Consider the following 21,911-nt stretch of genomic DNA (forward strand, 5'->3'; position numbering starts at 1 on the left):
GTCGAGCCAAAATCAGGTCAAGCGCTAAAGTCTTGTTGCCGCTTCCACGCGGAAATGTACAGTTTTAGTCGTTTTCAGGGTCCCGATCCCACCATCATGTTCACTTATCTTCCATGTGCTTGTGGAGGGTATGAGCAATGAGGCTGCCATGCCCAAAGAGTGCGCTATGGCTACGTTGCCGCATGTTTTCTTGCGGGGGGTTCTTTATCAGCCGCCAGCCCAACCATATCGCGATTGATGCAAAGATAACGCTTCCGAGCGCCTGACCGATCAAAACCCCTTGCGCGCCCATCAAAATCCCACCGGCGACGACAAACGGCCAAGTGCCCAAGGTATTCTGCCCCCAACTCAACCACGTCGAATAAGACGGGCGACCCAACGTGTTGAATGACGCGCTTGCCACAAAGACTGAGCCACTGAAGAACGATGACAGCGCCAATGGAAAGCAATAGAGGTAAATCAGCTCCCGCGTCAGGTTCTCGGCATTAAAGAGATCAGCAATCGGGCCACGTAAGGCCAACAATATTGTGGTTATACAGAGCACATAGATCGCAACAAACTTAATGGCATCGAGATACGCGCGTCTAACACGATCAACATGGCCGGCCCCGAAATTCTGCCCGATGATCGGCCCAATGGCACCGGATAAAGCCCAGATCACGGAGAAGGCGACGGGTGTCATCCTCCCGATCACGGCCATCCCTGCCACCGCCTCTGGCCCGAATTTCGACATTTCGCGGGTCACGATCGCCGTGCCAATTGGCGTTGCCACATTGGCCAGCACGGCCCGACTGGCGAAATGTAACATCGTTTGGAGGTCACGCCAGAGCAAGCGCAGGCTTGGAGGGACAAACGTGTTGTACTTGTGCATCGCCGGATAAAGGGCAAGGCCCAGTGTCACGAACCGTGCGGCCACCGTTGCCCAAGCCGCGCCTGGCAAGTCCATGCCCAGGGCGAAAATGAAGATGGGGTCCAACACCGCATTTGTCAGCGCCCCGAAAAGGGCTGGGTACATTGCCAGCCGATGCTCGCCGTAGCATCGCAGCGACGCGACTGTGACCATGGACAGGCCCGACACCCAGGTGAAAGGCACGACAATCCAAAGATAGGTTGCCGCCAGTTCCGCCACCTGTCCCGTCGCGCCGAGAAGGCCAACGAAAAACTCAACGTTGATCAATAAAATTAGAGGTATGGCAACCCCGGTCACCATAACAAGCATCGCTGTGCCTGTGGCATATTCACGGGCCTCCAGCTCATCATCCTCGCCGATTGACCGTGATACCAGAACGCCAGCTGCGACCGACAGTCCAATATTGATCGCGCTGGTGAAGAACATGAGCGCGCTGGCATAGCCCGCCGCCGCAGCCATTTCCTCATACCCGAGCATCGAAATGAATATCAGGTCGATCAGATCAACCGCATAGATCGCCATCAGGCCGACGCTCGCCGTAAATGATGACACCGAAACGTGGCGCATGATACTGCCAGTAGTAAATTTCGCGTTTTTCCCGGTCGTCATCTTAGGTCTTTCTCAGTTGGGCCGGTCATAGACAGCAAAAGCATCCAAGGGCGCATAATTTCCCCGCAACACACGACTAATGTACAAAGATTAGGCAGGTGCTGATAGCCTCGGGTTTCATAAGCCCCAAAGCCAATTAGCCTTTTCCAATGAACCAAAATAGTCCTTTGCTGCGAGTGTAAATCAAGTCGCTATAGGCTCAAAGCAGCAATTGGCGCCAAGAGGACTGGATTGCCTTTGGATTAAAGCTAACCGAACACGTCAGGCTCTGACCAAATGTGGTGAAGAGTGAATGATTGGCTCAATCGGGCTACCATCATTTTCGGTCGCATGACGGTCGAATGTCTTGAATCCGGATGGAAGAATTGTTCCAGGGCGAGCTTCAGAGACAAAGATGTGTTTGCTGTTTTCGGGTGTCACCGAAATCGATGTCGGATCATCAAGTGTCCCGGCATAAATCCCCAAACGATCTGGCCAGCGCTCAAAGCTCAGCGCCAGTTTGGTCCCGCATTCCGAACAGAAATGAACGTGTATGTTCTTACCGCTGCCGTCCGAAGGAAGAGTGTAGACGGCAGGATTTCCTTCGATAAATGCAAAGTCCTCGTGTTCGAATATGGGCTCGATCATTCGGTCTGAACCGGTCGCACGCTGGCAGAAACGGCAATAACATATCGTCACCCAAAGCGGTTCACTGCCAGTATCGTATCTTACTTTTCCGCAAATGCAGCGACCTGTATACCCAACCGACATATCCACTCCCGCTCATTTGTTTCATAAATATCGCCCGTGGGCATAGCCCTATACAGACGGCGTTAACTTCATTTCGGGACGTACGCTAAGATCCCAAGGCAGACGTTCCTTTTGTACTCGTCAGCCAAATGATCTCTAGGCTGAACTTTAGGTAACGATAGGGAAATCGCTATTTGCCGTAAACCGGACATATGCTCTGCCCGTCCATATCGACGTGGGCGACTTTATTGTTTCTTGGTGGCGTTTGCATCGTGGACCAATGTCTGCAAGACGTCCCGCAGTTTCCTGCGGGTTTTCTCATCCAAAATCTTCAGATCAACCGTCAACTGATTGCCGTCTGGAGTTTCTTGAATCGCATTAACTCGTGGCGCAGAGTTTTCAGGCACGATCACGTAAGGCACTACCTCGCGCGCGATGCCTTTGAATGCAACAGATTCCAGAGGTGTCGCGTTAACAATGTCCTTCACATGGGCATAGGTTTCAAAACTAAGCACAATACCACCAGGATCAGCGATGCTTTCTAGGCGAGCGGCCAAGTTGGCCTCAGCGCCAATTATTGTGTAATCCATCCGATCCGCCGAACCGAAATTCCCCACGTTGCAGTATCCGGTATTTATACCCATGCGGGCACGAAACGGGTGTTCCAAACCTTTTTCGTGCCAGGTTTGCTCCAACTCTTGCAATCGGTGCTGCATATCCAGCGCCATTCGAACGCAAGCGCGTGCGTCTTCCGCCGTTCCCTTAGTCTCAGGATCGCCGAAAAATGCTACGATGGCATCACCGATAAACTTGTCAACTGTCGCGCCATGCGCCTCGGCGATCTGCGCCATCTCTGTGAAGTAATTGTTCAACAACTCAGTCAATTCTTCCGGCTGTAGTTGTTCAGTGGTCGCAGTGAAGTCTTTTATGTCCGAGAAAAAAACTGTTAGTTTTTTTCGTTCTGTCGAGATCGAAGCATCCTTTTCGCCGGAGAAAATCGATTTGTAGACTTGAGGTGAGAGATACTTCGATATCTTTACAGATATGTCTGCCAGAAATTCATTGTTGGCAGCCAGCTCCTCATTCACTAGGGAAAATTTGCCGGCGAGCCTGTATTGCATGATCGAAAATAACGCACCAATGGTGCCTGCAACGCCCAAGTATCCTAGCAGCCACTTGAATGTCCAAATGTTCAAAGCAATCGGTTGATTTACAGAAACGGTTTGAATGCCTCTGACGTCCCCCACTTCCCAGTCAGACTTTGCACTTTCTACATGCCCATTGTGACAAGAGACGCAGGAACCTGACATAACCACGGGGGTTGCGAGCGTTATTTTCTGGTTCCAAAGCTTGCCAGAATTTTGAACCAGCACGTCGTTTTCAGGATTGGATCGGAAGCTTGCCAGCGCCATCGTCTCAAATTCATCGAGCCTATGCTGCGGCCTGCTTTTGAAGGGGAAATCGGAAACAAAGCGATACTTGACGGCACCTTCTGAGCTTCCAATTGCATCGCCTAATTCAATCGATAGCGTGGCCGGGATCGGGATTGCTCCGCTGACTTCTCCGTAGTTGTGCAGCAACTGCGTATTTCCGTCAGACGCCAAAATTCGACCAACGACATTTTGCGCGTAGTAAGATCTCACGCTCGAAATGATGTTATTCAAACTCGTCGCTTGCCGCCGCATATTCTGGTCAGACAGGTTTCTGAGGTCGAGCCAGATAGCAATTGGCAATGCTATCAGAGCAGTCGCGACCAGAGCGAAAAGCCAGGACGGGCGAGTCAGAAAAAATTTTCCAATTGCGTCCATCCCGTCCACCTCAATTTGCTAATTTTTCACTATACACGAAAAAGGAATTTCTAGGAATTTGTCTCTGGTTGGACAGAGCGGCGGTATGGTTGAGTCTGAAATTTCACCTTGCGACAGGGTGTCGAGAAAGTTTTGAATGCGTTGAATAGCGGCCAATGACAGGCAGTACCCTTTGGCTCGCATGCATTCTCTCGCCCGAAAGCAGACGGCCTTGGCTGTTAACGCAGATTGAATTTACTCAGTGGCGCATTTCGCTTTGCGCAAAACCATGTTTACATGTTTGTATGGCGGCTTTTATGAACACCACGCTTAAGACTTACACCGACGGCACGCACCGTGTCATTTCCCCAGCCCAGACGGTCCAGAATGCACTTCCCCATCTGGCGACCATGGGTATCACGCGGGTGGCAAATGTTACCGGGCTCGACCGGATAGGCATACCAGTGGTCAACGCGATTAGACCCAATTCACGGTCCCTGTCGGTCTCACAAGGAAAGGGATTAAGCTTGATGGCCGCCAAGGCCTCGGCGATCATGGAGGCGATTGAGGGGTTTCATGCAGAAGAGATAGACCTGCCTCTGCTCAAGGGCAGCTACGCCGATCTGGTAACAAGTAAACGGCTGATTGACACGCACAGCCTGGCGTATCTGCGAGGGACAAGGTTTGATCCTCACCGGTCAATTACTTGGATAAAAGGTCTGGATTTGATTTCCGATGACGACGTTTGGTTGCCATATGAATTGGTGCATACCGACTACACCTTGCCCCGGTCGCCAAACGCAGGTTGCTTTGTCGCAAGTACTAATGGTCTAGCCTCGGGCAATCACCCAATAGAAGCGATCAATCACGGCATTTGCGAAGTGATCGAGCGCGATGCGCAGACCATTTGGGAACACCTACCCTTTGACCGGAAAGCCGAGACGCTGGTGGATCTGGACAGCGTGACGGACAAGGATTGCCGGTTCGTCATCGAGGCGTTGCAAACCGCGGGTATGTCAGTGGGGGTGTGGGATATGACAGGCGACATTGGGGTCGCTACCTTTCACTGCCTGATCACGGATGCACGGATTGAGGGCGGTCATTCCGGTGGCGGTGCCGGCACGCATCCCAGCCGTGATGTCGCATTGTTGCGCGCCCTGACTGAAGCTGTTCAGGTGCGCACGAACTACATTACCGGCGCCCGCGATGATCTGCGACATGACGAGTACGAGGCCGCGGGAGTCTTCGAAAAAAACCATTATGCGCAAGCTTTGATGGCTGCGCTACCCGATCAGTTGGTTCAGTTCGAAAACGTACCATCGCAAGTATCCGAAGCGCTGGAAGATGACCTGAACTGGCTCCTTAGGCGACTCGTATCTGTTGGGGTCGAAGAGGCCGTTACCGTCGATCTGACAAAATCGGAGTTCAACTTTCCGGTACATCGCGTCGTCATCCCCGGTCTGGAAGGCCCGCATGATCACGACGATTATTGTCCGGGTGTCCGTGCACGTCGGCGCATGGATTTTACTCGATGATCGCCGTTTTTTCTGGTCCCACGATTAGCACCTCAGACGTGCAGAAGGCGTTGCCGGGCGCTGACGTGCGCACACCAGCGCGCACCGGTGATATATACGCGGTATGCCAGCAACAGGCGTCGGCTATAGGTCTGATCGACGGGTTCTTCGAAGGTGTTCCTTCAGTCTGGCACAAAGAGATCCTTTGGGCACTTGATCAGGGTATTCCAGTTTTCGGCGCCTCGAGCATGGGGGCTTTGCGGGCAGCCGAATTGCATTCGTTCGGTATGACCGGAGTGGGACGGATATTCGAAGCCTATCGGGATGGCAAATTGGAAGACGATGACGAAGTCGCTCTACGCCATGGGCCGCAGGAACTGGGATATGTTGCGGTCTCGGAGCCGATGGTTAACATTCGTGCTTCATTGGATCATGCCGTTGCTGCGGGTGTTGTGGATAGTGCCGTAGCATCTGACTTGACTGCCCTGGCAAAGGCCACAAATTTTCCTGATCGGTCCTGGGAGACGGTGTTTGACCAAGCTACGGATCAGGGTTTGGACTCAGATACCTTGGGAAATTTGCAATCCTGGCTGACATCAGGGCGAGTGGACCAGAAGCATTTGGATGCGTTGGAGATGCTCTCGGTCATGGCGCGCATGAGCGAGGACGATGCCAAAGCAAAAGACAGGTCGTTCGAATTTCAGCACACTGTGATGTGGGAAGCTTTGACGCGGACGCATCGCGCCAAAGTACCGAGCCTAGAGATGCAGCTGATCTTCGATCAAGTGCGGCGCGACCCCAACCGATATCAGGACCTGCGCAGTCGAGCTGCCGCCGGCCTTGTATCTGCACAGGTGCAAGATGTACCGCAATCAGCTGTCGATCATGCCATGACACGGTTTCGAAAAGACGAGCGGCTCTTCACTGGGGCCTCTCTTAATGCATGGTTGACCGCCAACAATCTAGGCCTGTCCGGACTGCAACAGCGCTTCAGAGAGGAACTGCAATTGTCCACAGCGATCTCGGCAAACCCGGAGGCGTTTCGCGCAGCATTGATTGCAGAGTTGAAAACCGAAGGATCCTATGGCGCGCTTTTGGCCCAGGCCAGAAAGATGGCCGAGAGGCTTGAGGAGTCCGGGTTTCGAAACCCTGCTCTGAACGATTTGGGACTTTCCCCGGCCACGATACTGTTTTGGTTCTTCGAAGATCTGAACCGCTCATCCGTGCCCGATGATCTGGACGATTACCTCTACAGAAACGACTTTGCGGATCGGTTGGAATTCGAACAAATGATGGCGCGGGCGTTTGTCCTGTGGCAAAATCAAGGATAGCGCGGCAAAGAACCAGACCAGAGTTTCACCGCGCCCAATAGGGGTTGGATCGTTTGGGATACGTTGAAACTGAACATACAGGTGGCACGCGGTTCCGACTTTTCCCGCAACTACCTTCGCTTGATCAGCAGGAGGAGCCCGAAACGGTTTGGGTCTCTTCTCCGGCCGGATCCCTGTTGCCTGGCCCAGCAGATCATCGCATGTATGTTATCGACCCTGTTGGGAAAGAACGAGCCTACGGCTATTATCCCGGACCTGGCGGGGCGACCTTCCACTATCGCCCGCCTTGGCCGGGGCCAATGCTGCCAGAGGCGCATCCAAGCCCGGATGGCCACTTCGATCACCTGGAACTCGGCACCTACCAGTTTGAACAAGCCCACGCCTTTGGCTCCATCCGTTTCACCATGGATATCTGGGAGCGGTATTTCGAGCGGCGTCTGGAATGGCATTTCCAGGACTATTACGACCGGTTGGAAATCCTATTTCTGCGCGGGCTGGATAATGCGTTTGCCGGATTCGGATCAATTGAGATCGGCTCTTACACACTAAAAACCGGGGAGTTGGTGGAGTTTGGCATGAGCTTTGACATCCTGTCTCACGAGCTTGGGCACCTCATCATTTACAATGAGATCGGACTGCCCGGAAAAGTGGAAGTCGATGGAGAGTATTTCGGCTTTCACGAATCCGCAGCCGACATGGTCGCGTTGATTTCCCTTCTGCATTTTGACAGCGCTGTCGTGGGCTTGCTGGAGGCCAGCAGCGGCAACCTGTATTCTTACAACCGGCTAAACCGGTTCGGCGAGGTGTCGAACCATGGACAATTACGGTCAGCTTCAAACGAAAAAACACTCTACGAGTTTGCTGAAGGCTGGGTGCATGAGCACCGGCTCTCGCAAGTGCTGACTGGCGCGCTTTTCGATATCTGGGTGGATATCTTCCACGAACATCTTCTCGAGGGCCATCTGATTTCCGAAGAGCTGGAGGATCTTTCCGACCAACTGGAAGGCGACCCCGAGTACCAGAAAATCATCCAACCGCTCTTTGATCACGCCTATTCCGAAAACCCCGGGGGATTTGCAGACGCACTGGTCGCATCGCGCGATTACATGGGTTTCGCCATGGCCGCTATCTGGGAACGGCTGACCATCGAGACACTGGATTTCGCGGATGTCTATGAGACCTTTCTGGAAGTCGATTCTGACATGACCGGCGGGCGGTTTCACCGGATTATTCACCTCAATATGCGGCGACGCGGGATTGGAGTGATCAAAGCTGGCCCACGTCTGGCTCCGCCGGATGAAACAAGTCATGCCTTCTCTGACCGCACAGCGGTTCCGGAGGACGCACAGCATCGGTGTTCCCGTCACCTGCCGTATTCGCTCCGTAGGGATATCGCCAAACGCCCATAGCGAGTGCACTGCGGCACAGGAAAATACTGACATGACGTAGGGTTATGTGCAAATATGGTCATGAAGGTGGGCACGAATAGACCTGCAAGCGCTTAGGGAGTTATAGAAAATGGGTGACAGACTAGTTAACTTTTCAACGATTCTGCTCTTCGGTCGGATTATGGATGACCTAGTTTACAGCTGGGATGACGGCCCCAACAAACCAAAGCTCGACGACAACGGAGACCCCATAGAACAAACGAAACGCCCTGACCAAGACGACGCAATGAACTTCGTCGATTCCCAACTGGCAGCCAAAAATGCCCAGTTTGCACGCATCTTCGGCTTCAGCTTCGAAGGGCAGTATTATGATCTGGCGCGTCCACAGATTTTTCTGGTGCACGGAGACGGTGCACCTGCGGAAGATGCACAGGCGGTCAAGGATCGCGGACGCGGCAGCGTGGATCAGGCAGGGCTTGCCCGGCGCAACGTGAAGTTTGCCGATGACCTTCTTGTCTGGGCCTATGAAAAATCCGATTTCTCGGTCCGCCTGGATCCCAATATCGGCCCCCTTGATCAAATCCTGCTGGAGGCAGAGTTAGGCCAAGACGGCGGCGGCTATAGCGGCGGCAAAGCGTACAGCGGTGGCAAGGCCTATAGCGGTGGCAAGGCGTACAGCGGAGGGAAGGCCTATAGCGGCGGCAAAGCCTTTGGAGGCAGCGACTGATCGCATCTCAAATGTTTTGAGGGCTTACTCGGCCGATCCGGTTACAAATCGCATGTGAAACTTGGTGCTGTCTTCAGCGACCTTATGAAACCCCAGCCGCCGGTAGAGCTCGATGGCAGAATTGCCTTTGACCAGTGAAAGGCTGACGTTTTTGTTCTCTCTGGCTGCCTCAGCGATCGTGTCGTTGATTAACACCGTGCCAATCCCTTGGCCACGCGCCTCTTCCAAAAGGTGCAGTTGATCAAGACAATACTCCTGATCCGTATGAGAGATCTGTATCCACCCCACATCGGTGCCATTGCGGGTGACTATCCTGATCTCTTCGGGAATGAAATAACCCCGGAACGCTGTTTCAATCTCGTCTTCGTTCCACGCATCCAGCGCCATCAACAAAGGTTTCATGGATTTCAGGTAAAGATGCCGCGCGAATAGAAAGTCTGCCTCTGTCCCGGGCCGCAGCGCAAATTTGGGCTCCCCGCCACCTGTGCTGGTCGAGGCCCCCACCGAGGCGATCACCTGAGCCCCGCCTTCTTCAACCCCTCAATCAACCGTTCACGAGGCTCAGGGTTGCGGTCAGGTGGGACGTTTTCCCAGTGTTTGAGAGTAAATTCCGGGTGTGTTTCCAGGATCTGTTTCGCATGTCGTTGAGCTTCGTCCATGCGCCCCAACAAAGCGTTACTGGCCGTCAGCATCCGATAGGCTTCGGTCTTGTCGTGCATCTGAGTAAGCGTGCGGATCGCCTCTTCGTAATCGCTAATGTCGAAATGTGCTTCGCCGAGGTGCCACAGGTACCAGTCTGGGTAAAATGGATTGAGCCGCATGGCCTGCTCGATCAAGTCCACCGCCCGTTCGGGGTCTCCGTAGACACTCGCCGAATGGCCCATTTCAGCCAGAATATCAGCGTCGTTAGGATTGAGTTTAATAGCGCGTTCGTAGGCAGCGAGAGATTCATCATGTCGGCGCTTATAGAGGCAGGCGTTCCCCAGGGCCGCGTGACCGCGCGCATCGTCTGGGTCCAAGTGCAAAGCCATCTCTGCCTTGCTGATGGCATCATCAAGCGCCTCTTCAGGGTGGTCGGCCCAGTCAAAGCGCCAAGCGTCGTTGGAGGTCCGCGAGATGCTAGCGTATGGCACTGCGTAATCAGGATCAATCGTAGAAGCTTGCTCGAACAATCGGCGCGCGTGTAGGTTCAATTCCCGACGCGGCTGTTTATAGACTTCACGGCCGCGTAGAATGAGGCCATAGGCCTGCAGATCAGCAGGCGCAGTCCGCTGCTGCCTTTGGCTTTCGGCCTTGTCGATCTTTACCGAAAGACAGGAGGCAATGACTGCGGTGATTTCATCTTGGAACGAAAATACATCCTGAATACTGCCGTTGAATGTCTCTGCCCACACGGCCCGTCCGGACGCAGCCTCGATAAGCTGGACCCCAACACGGAGTTGGTCACCTGCGCGCTGAAATCCACCGGTTGTGAGATAGCGAACTCCCAGCTTCCTGCCTATCTCGTCCGCCGGCGTTTGTTGGTTTTCAAACAAGCTCGAAGATTGCTGCGCGATCACGTGCAGATTGTTGAAGCGTGTTAGGTTTGAAATGATATCGCCCGTCACGCCGTTGCAAAGGTGCACATTCTGAAGCTCACCGGACAAGTTGTCGAGCGGCATAACGGCGATGGAATTGTCTGGGATATCCTGTCGGGGTTGGGCACGTTCTACAATCGAGGGCGCATCAACGCTTGACCGCGCTGGCAGTTTGCCGGGCTCTATCTCGAAAACTTCAATCGGCTCTTCGATGTTTTTAAGTTTAGGTGTGCCCATTGATGTGAGCGGTATATTGGCGGTGTTGCGCGCCACTTGTGAAACCGCCTTTGTCACGCATATCCCGCCTGGTTTTGCGAGGGTCTGAAGTCTGGCGGCGACGTTTATCGCATGCCCGTGAAGACCGAAATGGCCTTCCCGCACCTCGCCAACATTGATGCCTATTCGAAACGAAATTGGATCAGAGTCGGAATTCCAAACGGCATCGTTCACGAACTCCTGTTGCATCGCAACCGCGAAATTGACGCAGTTCGAGACATTGTCAAAAAGCGCTACAACTCCATCTCCGGCTATGCTTTTTATGGAGCCACCATAGTCCGCAGTTAGTTGCCGGATCAGGCTTATGGCTTGTGATACCCGGTTTGAAGTCTCTGCCTCATTGCGGCTCATGAGCTTGGAATAGCTGTAGATATCCGCAAAAAGCACAGCGGTCAGGCTGTAATGTGTAACTCCAGTGGACTCCAAACGATGTCCTCTTCCATTTTTGAGCCGAACGCGCGATTGGCAATTTCAACTATCAGTTTCAAGCCTAGATCGTTTCTCAAGAAATCTGAACAACTGATTTTGCCTGCGTGTTTGGCTACTAAGGTACACTGTTTGTCGCCCGCGTTGGATGCGACCCTTATAGAGTTTCGCCTTTTACCGCGGATTTAGCATTGGGGTCACCGGACCGATACGCCACTTTACTAAATACGACGTGGCAAGATTGAGCGTGATCTAAGTTTGCACGTGAGCAAAGCAGCACTAACCTTCTGATGCTGGTATTGAGCTATTGAAATGGACGGCCTCTTTAACCGCGCAACGGTCACAGAGATGGAAAATTTCACACTAACGACTTCAGGTAACAGGTTCGAGACCATTCTGACGCAAGGCGGGTATCAGTTGCAGGTCGGGCAAAGTCTCTGTTCATGAGCCACCTGAGCGCGCCAAAGGTCTTGTGACACGTCTCAAGTCTTGCAGATTTCATACTGTCATGCGTAGGCTATAGCTTTCCGATTGGTCACGAGATGGGTTGCCTTGTAATGACAGACCAGCCGTCGAATTTGAATTTTTATTCGGACCTGAAAGCCTTCAAGGAATTCAGTGAGATTGATAATCCAAGTCATTTCCATGCGCTGCCGGACGATTGGGTTTTGCTTGTTTCTGACGTCGTCAATTCCACAAGTGCAATCGAAAATGGCAAATACAAAAGCGTCAATATGGTCGGAGCGGCGTCGATCACGGCAGTCATCAATATCGCGGGAGACGTGAAACTGCCCTTTGCCTTTGGCGGAGATGGCGGACTGATCGCTGTACCGCCAGACCTGCTGCAATCGGCCAGCCGCGAGATGACGCGATTGCAAGCTGCATCGGTCGGCCTCTTCGACCTTTCGTTGCGGGCGGCTGCAATTCCCGTCGCCGCTCTTCGAGATGCAGGGGCCGATACGCTTGTCGCCAAATACCAGCTCTCAGCGGGGAACGATCTTGCGATGTTTGCGGGTCAGGGTGTTACCACCGCCGATCAGTGGCTAAAGTCAGACGAGATTGGGCGAGAATACGCCCTGATTCCGGGTGCCGAAGAAGAATTTCCCAATCTAGAGGGGCTATCTTGCCGATGGGAGCCCTTAAAGGCGCGCAACGGCACCATGCTAACGACGATAATTGCCTCGTTGAGTAAGCAGGATGACAGTACGACAGGCTTTACCGAACCTATCGTGGATATACTTGACGGAGAATTGTCCAACTTTGCGCCTGCGCATGGCGAGACATTGAGATTCCGTTTTCCGCCTACCGGGTTGCCGTTTGAAATTGCCGCAGCGAGCCGCCACTCGAAATGGCTCGCTCGAACAATTTGGACCCATTTCACCGCTTTCATGCAGTATTTTTGCGAGCGTTTCAGCATAAAGGTCGGCGACTACGACGGTGCAATTTATCGCGATGAACTTATATCCAACACCGATTACCGTAAATACGACGGCGCTTTACGGATGGTTCTCGATGTCAGCCGAGAGCAAGCTGATAAGATCGAAGCCTATCTTGAAGGAGAGTTCAGGGCTGGAAGGCTGATTTATGGCACCTGGCGAGCTGACAGTGCTTTGATGACATGTCTCTTGTTCGACCTTTCCGAGAGCCAACACGTGCATTTCATTGATGGCGCGAATGGTGGATACGCGATGGCTGCCAAGGCATTAAAGCGGCGCATAAATGAGCGTCAGAACGACCAAAGAAGTGCGGTCAGATGAATTCGTACTCATCTCTGATTGGACAACGTTTCTACCCTCTATTTCGAGCAAAGTCCGCGCATACTGTGAGAGCGGCAGCGCGGCTACGTTTGAAATTGGGTCTGGAGTATAGGCTGCGTTCCCGAAATTAAGAGGTAGTAAACTGAGGCATGAACGTCGGCGAATTTCCGTAGACTTCGCATACGCCTGAAACGGAACATTGCCCGCTCTCGTCGTCGAAACGGAAGGTGTGAAACTTCCACCCAATTGTTCAACCATCGGCCCGTCTTCTGCCGCGGGCGATGTGCACCTCCTTCAGTGCAACACCATATGATCTCAGCTTGTCGGTTACGATTTCCTCTGTACGACCATGATTGCGCATTGTTTTTCGAAAGAATTTGAGAGCTTCGTTCTTGTCGCGATTCTTGGTCACGGAGATTGCCAGCATCTCACCATCCGGATCCACGGCCCGCCAAAGATCGCGCCTTTCACCATTAATTTTCACGAAAACCTCGTCCACATTACAGCGCCAATTTCACGACTTCATTATTGCTATCCGTCGCTTATTGATCTCGGCGACGAAGGTTGAGCCGAACCTGCTCCACCAAAACCGCACAGGAAAAATGAGACCGGTGATGGTGGCGGAGCCGATATCTGCCAAACAATTCACTCAAAGAATTACATTTAAACAATAAAATTATTCATGTTACTAAACATACCACGGTTCATACCATACACTGATCGTTTTCAGCATCGCATTTTAGAAAGAAGACACGACCGATGCCGGTAAAATCATACGGTGGCATGGGCCAATGGTTAATTGCAATGGCGGCGGGAAGATGACATTCACTGCGGATGCGGGCTCTTCTGACATGTCCGGGAAAGGCAGACCTTCGCGGTGAACGATTCTGCGATTATCAAGGGAGAATATTATCGCTACGCCACCACAATTCATTCAAACTAAAATATACAAACATACAAGTACAAGTCTTGTCGTAACAACAAACGTACTTTGGCGCTTCATGCCACTTTAGATTAGGCTGGGTGAAAGAAATTTAGATAACAGACTTACAATAGTGATCCGAGTTTTGAGTAACGTCGTATTCTTGTTATGTTGATGCTCGAACTAGATATTTCCCCAACCAAACAGGCATTGCCTGCAGCGGTCAAGCGAAAGCAAAAACGCGTGTCTGAACATAAAATGGAAATTTCTCAGCAAACACGATGGATGTTGGCGGTTCGGGATCGCCGAGATAAGAAGGCGTTTTCAGAGCTTTTTGATTTTTATGCCCCGCGTCTAAAGGGGTTTGTGAACCGTTCAGGTGTGTCTTCGCAACAGGCCGAGGAAATAGTGCAAGAAGTGATGCTCACCATCTGGCGGAAAGCTGAGATGTTTGATCCTCATCGCGCCCAAGTCTCTGCATGGATCTATCAGATCGCTCGCAATCGTCAGATTGATATGATGCGCAAGGAAAACAGACCCGTTCCTGAAGAGCTCTCAATTGAGCAAAGCGATGAACCTGATGTTGGGCAAGTGGTTGCTTTGGAGCAGGAAACAGAAAAGCTCAGGCAGGCGCTCGAGAATCTGAATGAAGAACAAAAAACCATGATCGAAAAGGCCTATCTTGGAGAGTTGACCCATCAAGAAATCAGCACCCAAACCGGCTTGCCAATGGGGACAGTAAAATCGCGTATCCGGCTGGGTCTGGAACGCTTGAGACATGAATTAAAGGGACTTCGGTAAATGACCGTAATTACCCATCATATCCCCGACCATATATTGGCCGCGTATGCGGCGGGCAACCTTCCACATGCGTTTGCAATCGTTGTCGCAAGCCATGTGTCACTTTGCGATGAATGCCGGGTAGCGTTGGAGGCGCATCAAACTGTGGGCGGTGCCGTAATGGAAGGTGCTGACAGCGTTGCCGTATCTAACGCATTGAAAGATAACCTGTTTGCACAGCTTGATGAACCCTTTACGCCTCAACCGGTTTTTGAGCGCAAGGGCGTTTACCCTGGCCCTGTTGTCGAGGCCTTGAAGGGAAAGGAACCTCGCTGGAAAAAGCTGGGCATGGGAGTGCGTCAGGATATTCTTGCAGCGAATGATCAAGGCTCCGTGCGGCTTTTGTACATTCCGCCGGGGCAAGCTGTCCCAGATCATGGCCATAACGGTCTGGAGCTGACTTTGGTTTTACAAGGAAGCTTTAGTGATCAGACGGGACGGTTCGGTACGGGTGATGTTGAAGTGGCCACTGAGGATCTTGATCACACTCCGATAGCGGATGAAGGCGAACCTTGCATTTGCTTAGCGGCGACAGATGCGCCCTTGCGATTCAATGCGTGGGTCCCAAGATTACTGCAACCGATTTTCAGGATCTAACAGTGGTGTAGGCTTTTTGTTTACTTGCAGCGATATATAATGAGATCCGGCAAGTAACTTAGCACGCGAATAAACCAGGAAAAAGGTGCTGGGAAATCGGTGCGAAACCGACGTGATTTCATAGCCCTCTGCACATGTTGTGCGGCTCGTTCCGGTGTCATTAGCATCGGCATCTGAAAGCTATTTTTTTCCGTCAAACGCGTTTCGATGAAACCTGGATTAACAATCCTTACGGTAATACCTGTCCCTTTGAGATCATGGCGCATGGTCTCAGCCAAGCTGATCAGTGCAGCCTTTGAAGGGCCGTATCCAATTGCCGCTGGCAACCCTCGATAACCGGCAAGAGAACCAATTAAAGTGATATCACCTTTGCCACGCTCCAAGAAACGCGGCAAACATTCACCAAGAACATGCAGCGCCCCGGTATAATTGACGTTGCACATTTTTATGGCTGCGTGCGTGTCCCAGTTTGCTGTCGACATTGGCTCATAGGCACCAGCATTATATATCAAGCCGTCTATTTCGCCTACGATGCCTGCTGCATCTCGCACGGCTTCGGGGTCTGTCACGTCCACGGGTACAGCGCGTGTGTTTTGTAACTCTGATGACAATTCCTTCAGTCTTTCCGCATTCCTTGCTGACAAAATAAGGTGTGCTCCAGCGTCACTCAGTTCTTTTGCCAACGCGCGTCCCAGTCCCTCGCTTGCACCAACAAGCCAATAGGATTTTCCGATGTATTCACTCACGCCTTGGTGCCTTTGCAATCGTCGCTGTCCGATAGCAACGGTTCTGGTGGGGCGGGCTTGGGAGTGAAGGGCGCACGCTTAAACCAAAGGATTAATGCCTGCCAGTAGATAAGTGCCACAACCCGTGCTGCACCGAATGGGCGTCGAAGTGCTGACCAAAACAGTGATGCATTGGTTGCTGGCCGTCTTAACCCACTAAGGGTGGCAAGCACGCCCTGAGCCCCATCTTCAAACAAGATTCGGATGTCGATAGCGGTGTCTGAGATGTCAAATTTAAAGAAATATTGTCCTGATACTTTTTGAAAGGGCGAGACATGCATCTGCTTTGAAGCGCTCAAAGTATCGTTTTTCAGTATTGGTCGAAAATCGTGATGCGAACAAAAGTAGCAATGCCGGTGTCCAAAAGTGTTGTTGACTTCAGCCACAATCGCACATGGCTGTCCGCCCCGTAGGGCGATCCAGAAACTAACCGGATTAAAGTGGAACCATAAGAAGCTGGGTTGTGTCAGTAAAATGAGTGTGGCCCCTTCAACAGGGAAATTGTGTTCTCTCAAAACGCCTTTGAACCACTCCACACCTGTACCGTTGCCGCGTGGCCCGCCGTGTTTGTGATCCCAAAGCGACCATAAATTGAATTTGTTGCGCGAAAAAAGCCCGGGTGTTGTCGAGTTCTCTAAATCACAAATCACAAAATCCACGCCGTAGCGGAACGCGTTTTCCAACGATCCGCGGCGCGCATGATAAGTTTGGCCCTGAATATGATCAATCATAGTGAGTACAATACGTTAGAAATCAACTTTCGGATCACTCATCTCATTAAAAATTCTAAACTTTTTATGATCCAAATCTCTTTGAGTGCCGTAACTTACTTCGAAGTGTTACAAAACGAGGTTTGTATGTTCGATCAGTCGCCGCTCCCCCGAAAAAAAATCGCGATTGTTGGTGGTGGGATTTCGGGCTTGTCTGCCGCTTACTATCTTGCTCCGCATCACGATATTACGATTTATGAATCTGCTGCTCGATTGGGCGGACACGCGCGGACGGTTATGGCTGGAAAACATGGGGATCAACCTGTCGATACGGGGTTCATAGTGTTCAACTATGTAACTTATCCCTATTTAACCCGGCTGTTTCGTAAGCTTGAAGTGCCAGTGATCAAAAGTGAAATGAGTTTCGGCGCGAGTATTGACAATGGACGTTTGGAGTATGGCCTCAATAGCTTGCGCGCAATCACCGCGCAGCGCAGCAATTTTCTGAAACCAAAGTATTATCGCATGATCGCGGACATTATTAGATTTGGTCGCCATGCTGAGGGCGCCGCCAAAGATGACAGCAAATCGATTGGTGAACTGGTCGAAGAACTCAAATTAAGTAAATGGTTTACAGAATACTATCTGATGCCAATGTGTGGCGCAATTTGGTCCACGCCAACATCCGAAATCGATCAATTTCCAGCCCGGTCTTTGGTCAGGTTTTTTCGAAATCATGCATTGCTTGCCGGCAGCAATCAACATCAGTGGTGGACGGTTAAAGGCGGCAGCATTGAATACGTGCGTCGACTAGAGACGGCACTGCTTTCAAGAGGCTGCGACATCAAAACAGGCGTTCCCGTAGGCAAGGTCCAGCGTAGCACGGAAGGCGTATCTGTTTGGGCTGGTCAGGAAGAAATTCAGGATTTTGATGACGTAGTTTTTGCCTGCCACACGGACCAAGCGCTTTCGATTCTGGGGGCTGACGCTACGCCAGAAGAAGTCACTGCATTGAGCAGCATCCGGTATCAGATGAACAGGGCTGTCTTGCACTGCGATGAGACCCAGATGCCAAAACGACGCGATTGTTGGTCAAGTTGGAGCTATCGATCACAAGAGGGAGCGATTGGCGTCACCTATTGGATGAACAAATTACAAAACATTCCGATGAACGACCCCTTGTTTGTGACGCTGAACCCCTCAAAGGAAATCCCGGCTGACAAGATATACGATCAAGTTGATTACGCACATCCGGTATTTGATCAGGCAGCTTTGCAAGCGCAAAAACAGATCCAATACATGCAGGGCGAGAACAATACATGGTTTGCCGGCGCATGGAACCGGCATGGTTTCCACGAAGATGGCATCGCAAGCGCGACGCGTATTGTTCGAATGCTCAATGACAAGAAACAAGCGAAAGGTCTCGAAATTGATACTCACAGACAAAGCCCTAAAATCGAAGTTTCTGTCAACTTGCGAGCATCTGCGTGACGGGCAATTGACTGTTCGAACCCCTGAGGGAGAACGTTACAAATTTGGAACTGCTGGAGAAGAACAGGAACTGACCATCAAAGATTGGTCGGCAGTATCTGCTTTGGCGGCACATGGGCAAGTTGGGCTGGGCGAGGCCTACGTTCAAGATCTATGGGACACACCTTCTGTCGAAGGCTTCGTGTCCATGGCGATGAAAAATCGCCACCACCTGACTAACTATGACAAGGCCAGCGCATTCAATTTAGCCAAGTTCAGGCTGATTGACACCGTCTTGCGTGCCAACTCCCGCAAAGGTGCGGGCAGGAACATCCGCTCTCATTACGACGTTGGAAATGAATTTTATCAACTCTGGTTGGATGAAGGTATGACCTATTCTTCGGGACTATACGTGGAAGGTGATAACGATCTTTACCGGGCTCAAAAGCGCAAAAATGACCGTGTACTGTCACGTTTGACCGATGGGGAGGATCTGCTTGAGATTGGTTGCGGCTGGGGTGGCTTTGCCGAACGCGCCGCTGATCAGGGCCGCAATGTAACCGGCATCACGATATCGCATAATCAGCATAGCTATGCTGAATGCCGCCTTGATGGTCGTGCGAATATCGAGCGCCGCGATTACCGCGACGTCGAAGGCCGCTACGACAATATCGTTTCAATCGAAATGATCGAAGCCGTCGGGGAGCGTTACTGGCCCAGTTATTTCGCCGCCCTTAAACGTAACCTTGCAGAAGGTGGCCGTGTGGTTCTTCAGGTCATCACTGTTCCGGACAGTTTCTTTGAAACTTATCGAACAACTTCGGATTTTATTCGCCAATATGTGTTTCCGGGGGGCATGTTGCTGTCTGATAGCGTAATAGCCGATCAAGCCCAGAAGGCTGGATTGAAAGTAACCGACACATTCGCCTTTGGTCAGGATTATGCCAAGACTTGTAGGACATGGGCCGATACTTTGAAATCGCAACAGGGCCGCATCATTGAAATGGGTTACAGCGATACGTTCTTTCGCAATTGGGTGTACTATCTGGAAAGCTGCACTGCCGCCTTTGCCATCGATCACACCAACGTTGTTCAGGTCGAGTTGGAACATGCTTAGGGGCGTTCTGGCATTGGGATTTATTGTGGCTGCCGGGGTGGCCTCGGCCACGCCAGTGGACAATATATTGCCTGATGCCGAACCGCGTGGTCAGGCGACTTTTCGATTTCTTGGGTTGCCCATCTATCACGCGAGACTGTTCACCGCTAACGCAGCGCCACTAAGTTGGCAAAATGATTTCGCGATTGAATTAACCTATAAACGTGAGATCGCGCAAAAGGAGCTTGTCGGATCGACCTTACAAGAGTTTGACCGTCTGGGGAGTCCTCTACCACTTCGTGATAATCTGATGCGCTGCTTTTACGATGTGAACAAAGGTGATCGATATCTGGCGGTATCCGATGGGCCAGATCGCATCAGATTCTGGCGGAATGGAAAACGCACTTGTACCCTTGCCTATCCTGATATCAAAAAACGGTTTATGTCGATTTTTGTAGGCGACAATACCCGCTCACAATCGTTTACCCGTCGGTTAGTGGGGCAATAATGCTTTATCCTCGGATCAGCCTCTACGCGCTGATGCTCGCTGCCGCTGGTATCCCGCTCTATATCCATCTGCCGCAGTTTGCGACGACTGAACTAGGCATCAGCCTTGGAGTATTGGGGGCGATTCTTCTCGGCATCCGCGTGATTGATCTGGTGCAGGATCCCCTGTTGGGTTGGGCAATTGACCGCTGGCCCCAAGCGCAGCTGGTGTTCGCGATCCTCGCGGCACTTGGGTTGGCAATCGGCTTTCCTCTACTGTTTTCACTCCGAGCTGAGGCTGACGTGGTTCCGAAATTGATCTCGGTTCTTGTGCTTTTGTTTTCAGCCTACAGCCTTGGCATGATCCTTTTGTACGGGCGTAGTGCAACATTGGCCAAAACTCCTGACGCCCAGTCTCTGATGACTGTAGCCGCCTATCGCGAAGTCGGTATGCTTGCGGGCGTCATTCTGGCTGCCCTTGCGCCCACACTTTTCGTCGCCATGGGGGCTTCGGCTCAGGGCTATCCAGCCTTGGGGCTGTTTCTGGGTAGTCTGGCCCTGGTTGCGTTGGTCGTCACCATACCGATCTGGCGTCGCCGCCCCATTACCGGCGAGAAGCTTTCGCTGTCAAACTTTACGAGTGCTGGGGCTATGCGCCTACTGATCCTCGCACTCTTCAACAGCCTACCGGTGGCCATCACCTCTACCTTATTTTTGTTTTTTGTGGATGACCGTTTGCAATTACCGGGAAAAGCAGGAGTTTTGCTGATCCTCTTCTTTTTCTGCGCAGGCCTCAGTGTCCCGCTGTGGGCCAAGATCAGCCGCAGGGTTGGGGCGCGAGCCACGCTATTAGTATCGATGCCATTGTCCATTTTGGCTTTTGTTGGTGCAGCCTTTATGCCCGCTGGTGATCTTATTGGATTTGCACTGGTATGCATCGCCTCCGGTGCGGCCTTGGGGGCGGATATGGTTGTTTTGCCAGCGATGTTTTCGGTGGCGTTGACACGCGCAGGTCTGAATGCTTCATCCGCCTTTGGCATCTGGTCGTTTGCCAGCAAACTGGGTCTCGCCCTCGCGGCCTTTACGGTTCTGCCTTATCTTGAACGCAATGGTTACACCCCAGGCCAATCCAATAGCGCTAGCGCACTATCCTCTTTGAATTTCGCCTATGCCATCCTTCCCTGCCTGCTAAAGCTGTGCGCATTCAGCATGGTTTTAGCCTTGCCCAAATCGGAGCAATCCCAATGAAAATTCTCTCTGCCATTCTGTTGTTGATCGTTCTCGGCATTATCGCCAAAAGCCTGTTGTTCAGCTTTCGCGCTCAAAGCCCTGAAGATTACGCCGGTACCGGGCCAGATTTCTCGCTCAAGGATCATCTCTCTGGCTTGATCCTGTCAGAGGGCATTATCTACGGGCCAAATGGCCGCGTGGCGAACAGCTTTGTTGCCAAGATGGAAGGTAAATGGGAGGGCGATAGCGGCACCTTGACTGAAAATTTTACATATTCAAATGGTAAAATCCAACAACGCAAATGGTACCTAACAATTGGCCCCGAAAACACGTTCACTGCAACTGCGGACGACATCATTGGTGAGGCCAATGGAGTTATCTCGGGCTCTACTGTTATGCTGAGCTATAAAATCGTTCTACCGCAAGATGCAGGAGGACATGTATTGAATGTTAAGGATTGGATGTATCTTACTGAAAACGGAATAATCATAAACAAATCGGAACTGCGTAAGTTCGGAGTTAAAGTCGCCGAACTCGTCGCAACTATGCGTCCTGATACTTTGGAATAATCCTGATAAGTTTTTCGTCAACAAGATAAAGCAGGTGCATAATCTGCACTGTCCGTCGTCAGAGATTTTGGCACCAAGAGCGGCGTAAACTAAGAGAGAGTTCGGCTCATCTTGTTGGATTGATTATGCGGCGCGTTTTCTGTGATGCAAGCGTCGCGTTTCGAGCGTCTTTCGT

The 21,911-nt window shown here is 51.8% G+C and carries 19 protein-coding genes and 1 pseudogene; 12 read left to right on the top strand and 8 right to left on the bottom strand.

Annotation, left to right across the window (positions count from 1 at the left end):
* Positions 1-100 precede the first annotated feature (100 nt).
* From ROA7450_RS19355 to ROA7450_RS19365, 3 genes are all read right to left on the bottom strand, one after another.
* Positions 101-1,477 (bottom strand): MATE family efflux transporter, encoded by a 1,377-nt coding sequence (locus ROA7450_RS19355; RefSeq protein WP_085807628.1) that lies wholly within the window; start codon positions 1,475-1,477, stop codon positions 101-103.
* A gap of 303 nt (positions 1,478-1,780) precedes the next feature.
* Positions 1,781-2,269, bottom strand: coding sequence for a GFA family protein (locus tag ROA7450_RS19360; RefSeq protein WP_085807609.1), 489 nt, complete (start codon positions 2,267-2,269; stop codon positions 1,781-1,783).
* 224 nt (positions 2,270-2,493) lie between these two features.
* Positions 2,494-4,056 (bottom strand): adenylate/guanylate cyclase domain-containing protein, encoded by a 1,563-nt coding sequence (locus ROA7450_RS19365; RefSeq protein ID WP_085807610.1) that lies wholly within the window; start codon positions 4,054-4,056, stop codon positions 2,494-2,496.
* A gap of 296 nt (positions 4,057-4,352) precedes the next feature.
* On the opposite strand from ROA7450_RS19365, the gene ROA7450_RS19370 reads away from it, so the two are divergent.
* The 4 genes from ROA7450_RS19370 to ROA7450_RS19385 all read left to right on the top strand — a co-directional run bounded on the left by ROA7450_RS19370 (position 4,353) and on the right by ROA7450_RS19385 (position 8,995).
* Positions 4,353-5,570, top strand: a complete 1,218-nt coding sequence (locus tag ROA7450_RS19370) for a YcaO-like family protein (RefSeq protein WP_085807629.1) — start codon at positions 4,353-4,355, stop codon at positions 5,568-5,570.
* Positions 5,567-6,880, top strand: coding sequence for a TfuA-like protein (locus ROA7450_RS19375; protein ID WP_085807611.1), 1,314 nt, complete (start codon positions 5,567-5,569; stop codon positions 6,878-6,880). Before ROA7450_RS19370 ends, ROA7450_RS19375 begins: the two co-directional genes overlap by 4 nt.
* A gap of 200 nt (positions 6,881-7,080) precedes the next feature.
* Entirely contained in the window at positions 7,081-8,289 is a 1,209-nt protein-coding gene (locus ROA7450_RS19380; RefSeq protein ID WP_200812989.1) for a gluzincin family metallopeptidase, read from the top strand.
* 109 nt (positions 8,290-8,398) lie between these two features.
* The gene (locus tag ROA7450_RS19385) at positions 8,399-8,995 is read left to right on the top strand and encodes a hypothetical protein (RefSeq protein WP_143534542.1); all 597 of its coding nucleotides are present in this window, start codon (positions 8,399-8,401) and stop codon (positions 8,993-8,995) included.
* Positions 8,996-9,019: 24 nt separating this feature from the next.
* Here the strand turns inward: ROA7450_RS19385 and ROA7450_RS19390 are convergent, their stop codons facing one another.
* Positions 9,020-9,511 carry a GNAT family N-acetyltransferase gene (locus ROA7450_RS19390; protein WP_085807613.1) on the bottom strand — a complete coding sequence of 164 codons (492 nt, stop codon included), beginning with the start codon at positions 9,509-9,511 and terminating at the stop codon, positions 9,020-9,022.
* The gene (locus ROA7450_RS19395; RefSeq protein ID WP_085807614.1) at positions 9,508-11,274 is read right to left on the bottom strand and encodes an adenylate/guanylate cyclase domain-containing protein; all 1,767 of its coding nucleotides are present in this window, start codon (positions 11,272-11,274) and stop codon (positions 9,508-9,510) included. Before ROA7450_RS19395 ends, ROA7450_RS19390 begins: the two co-directional genes overlap by 4 nt.
* 557 nt (positions 11,275-11,831) lie before the next feature.
* Here ROA7450_RS19395 and ROA7450_RS19400 point away from each other — a divergent pair.
* Positions 11,832-13,031: a DUF3095 domain-containing protein gene (locus tag ROA7450_RS19400; RefSeq protein WP_159454111.1), complete on the top strand. Its 1,200-nt coding sequence runs from the start codon at positions 11,832-11,834 to the stop codon at positions 13,029-13,031.
* Between the two features lie 31 nt (positions 13,032-13,062).
* Here ROA7450_RS19400 and ROA7450_RS21560 read toward each other — a convergent pair.
* Positions 13,063-13,626 (bottom strand): annotated as a pseudogene (locus ROA7450_RS21560) (IS6 family transposase); the annotation flags it as partial.
* 495 nt (positions 13,627-14,121) lie between these two features.
* Between ROA7450_RS21560 and ROA7450_RS19410 the strand changes: the two are divergent.
* On the top strand, positions 14,122-14,754 hold the full coding sequence (locus tag ROA7450_RS19410; RefSeq protein ID WP_085807617.1) for a sigma-70 family RNA polymerase sigma factor: 633 nt from the start codon (positions 14,122-14,124) through the stop codon (positions 14,752-14,754).
* Positions 14,755-15,390, top strand: coding sequence for a ChrR family anti-sigma-E factor (locus ROA7450_RS19415; protein ID WP_085807618.1), 636 nt, complete (start codon positions 14,755-14,757; stop codon positions 15,388-15,390).
* A gap of 20 nt (positions 15,391-15,410) precedes the next feature.
* Here the strand turns inward: ROA7450_RS19415 and ROA7450_RS19420 are convergent, their stop codons facing one another.
* Together ROA7450_RS19420 and ROA7450_RS19425 are read right to left on the bottom strand one after the other, a co-directional pair.
* Entirely contained in the window at positions 15,411-16,136 is a 726-nt protein-coding gene (locus tag ROA7450_RS19420; RefSeq protein WP_085807619.1) for an SDR family NAD(P)-dependent oxidoreductase, read from the bottom strand.
* A complete protein-coding gene (locus tag ROA7450_RS19425; protein WP_306372439.1) occupies positions 16,133-16,834 on the bottom strand; it encodes a DUF1365 domain-containing protein in 702 nt (233 codons plus the stop codon). The genes ROA7450_RS19420 and ROA7450_RS19425 overlap by 4 nt, the downstream gene beginning before the upstream one ends.
* Positions 16,835-17,032: 198 nt before the next feature.
* Here ROA7450_RS19425 and ROA7450_RS19430 point away from each other — a divergent pair, with 198 nt between their 5' ends.
* From ROA7450_RS19430 to ROA7450_RS19450, 5 genes are read left to right on the top strand one after another with little or no spacing between them, the layout of a single operon-like run.
* A complete protein-coding gene (locus ROA7450_RS19430; RefSeq protein WP_085807630.1) occupies positions 17,033-18,376 on the top strand; it encodes an NAD(P)/FAD-dependent oxidoreductase in 1,344 nt (447 codons plus the stop codon).
* Positions 18,315-19,472 (top strand): SAM-dependent methyltransferase, encoded by a 1,158-nt coding sequence (locus ROA7450_RS19435; RefSeq protein ID WP_085807621.1) that lies wholly within the window; start codon positions 18,315-18,317, stop codon positions 19,470-19,472. Before ROA7450_RS19430 ends, ROA7450_RS19435 begins: the two co-directional genes overlap by 62 nt.
* On the top strand, positions 19,465-19,959 hold the full coding sequence (locus ROA7450_RS19440; protein WP_085807622.1) for a hypothetical protein: 495 nt from the start codon (positions 19,465-19,467) through the stop codon (positions 19,957-19,959). Before ROA7450_RS19435 ends, ROA7450_RS19440 begins: the two co-directional genes overlap by 8 nt.
* Entirely contained in the window at positions 19,959-21,185 is a 1,227-nt protein-coding gene (locus ROA7450_RS19445; RefSeq protein ID WP_085807623.1) for an MFS transporter, read from the top strand. Before ROA7450_RS19440 ends, ROA7450_RS19445 begins: the two co-directional genes overlap by 1 nt.
* A complete protein-coding gene (locus ROA7450_RS19450; protein WP_085807624.1) occupies positions 21,182-21,736 on the top strand; it encodes a DUF3833 domain-containing protein in 555 nt (184 codons plus the stop codon). Before ROA7450_RS19445 ends, ROA7450_RS19450 begins: the two co-directional genes overlap by 4 nt.
* Positions 21,737-21,911: the final 175 nt, after the last annotated feature.

It is taken from the genome of Roseovarius albus, from assembly GCF_900172335.1.
In the GTDB taxonomy this organism is placed as follows: Bacteria; Pseudomonadota; Alphaproteobacteria; order Rhodobacterales; family Rhodobacteraceae; genus Roseovarius; species Roseovarius albus.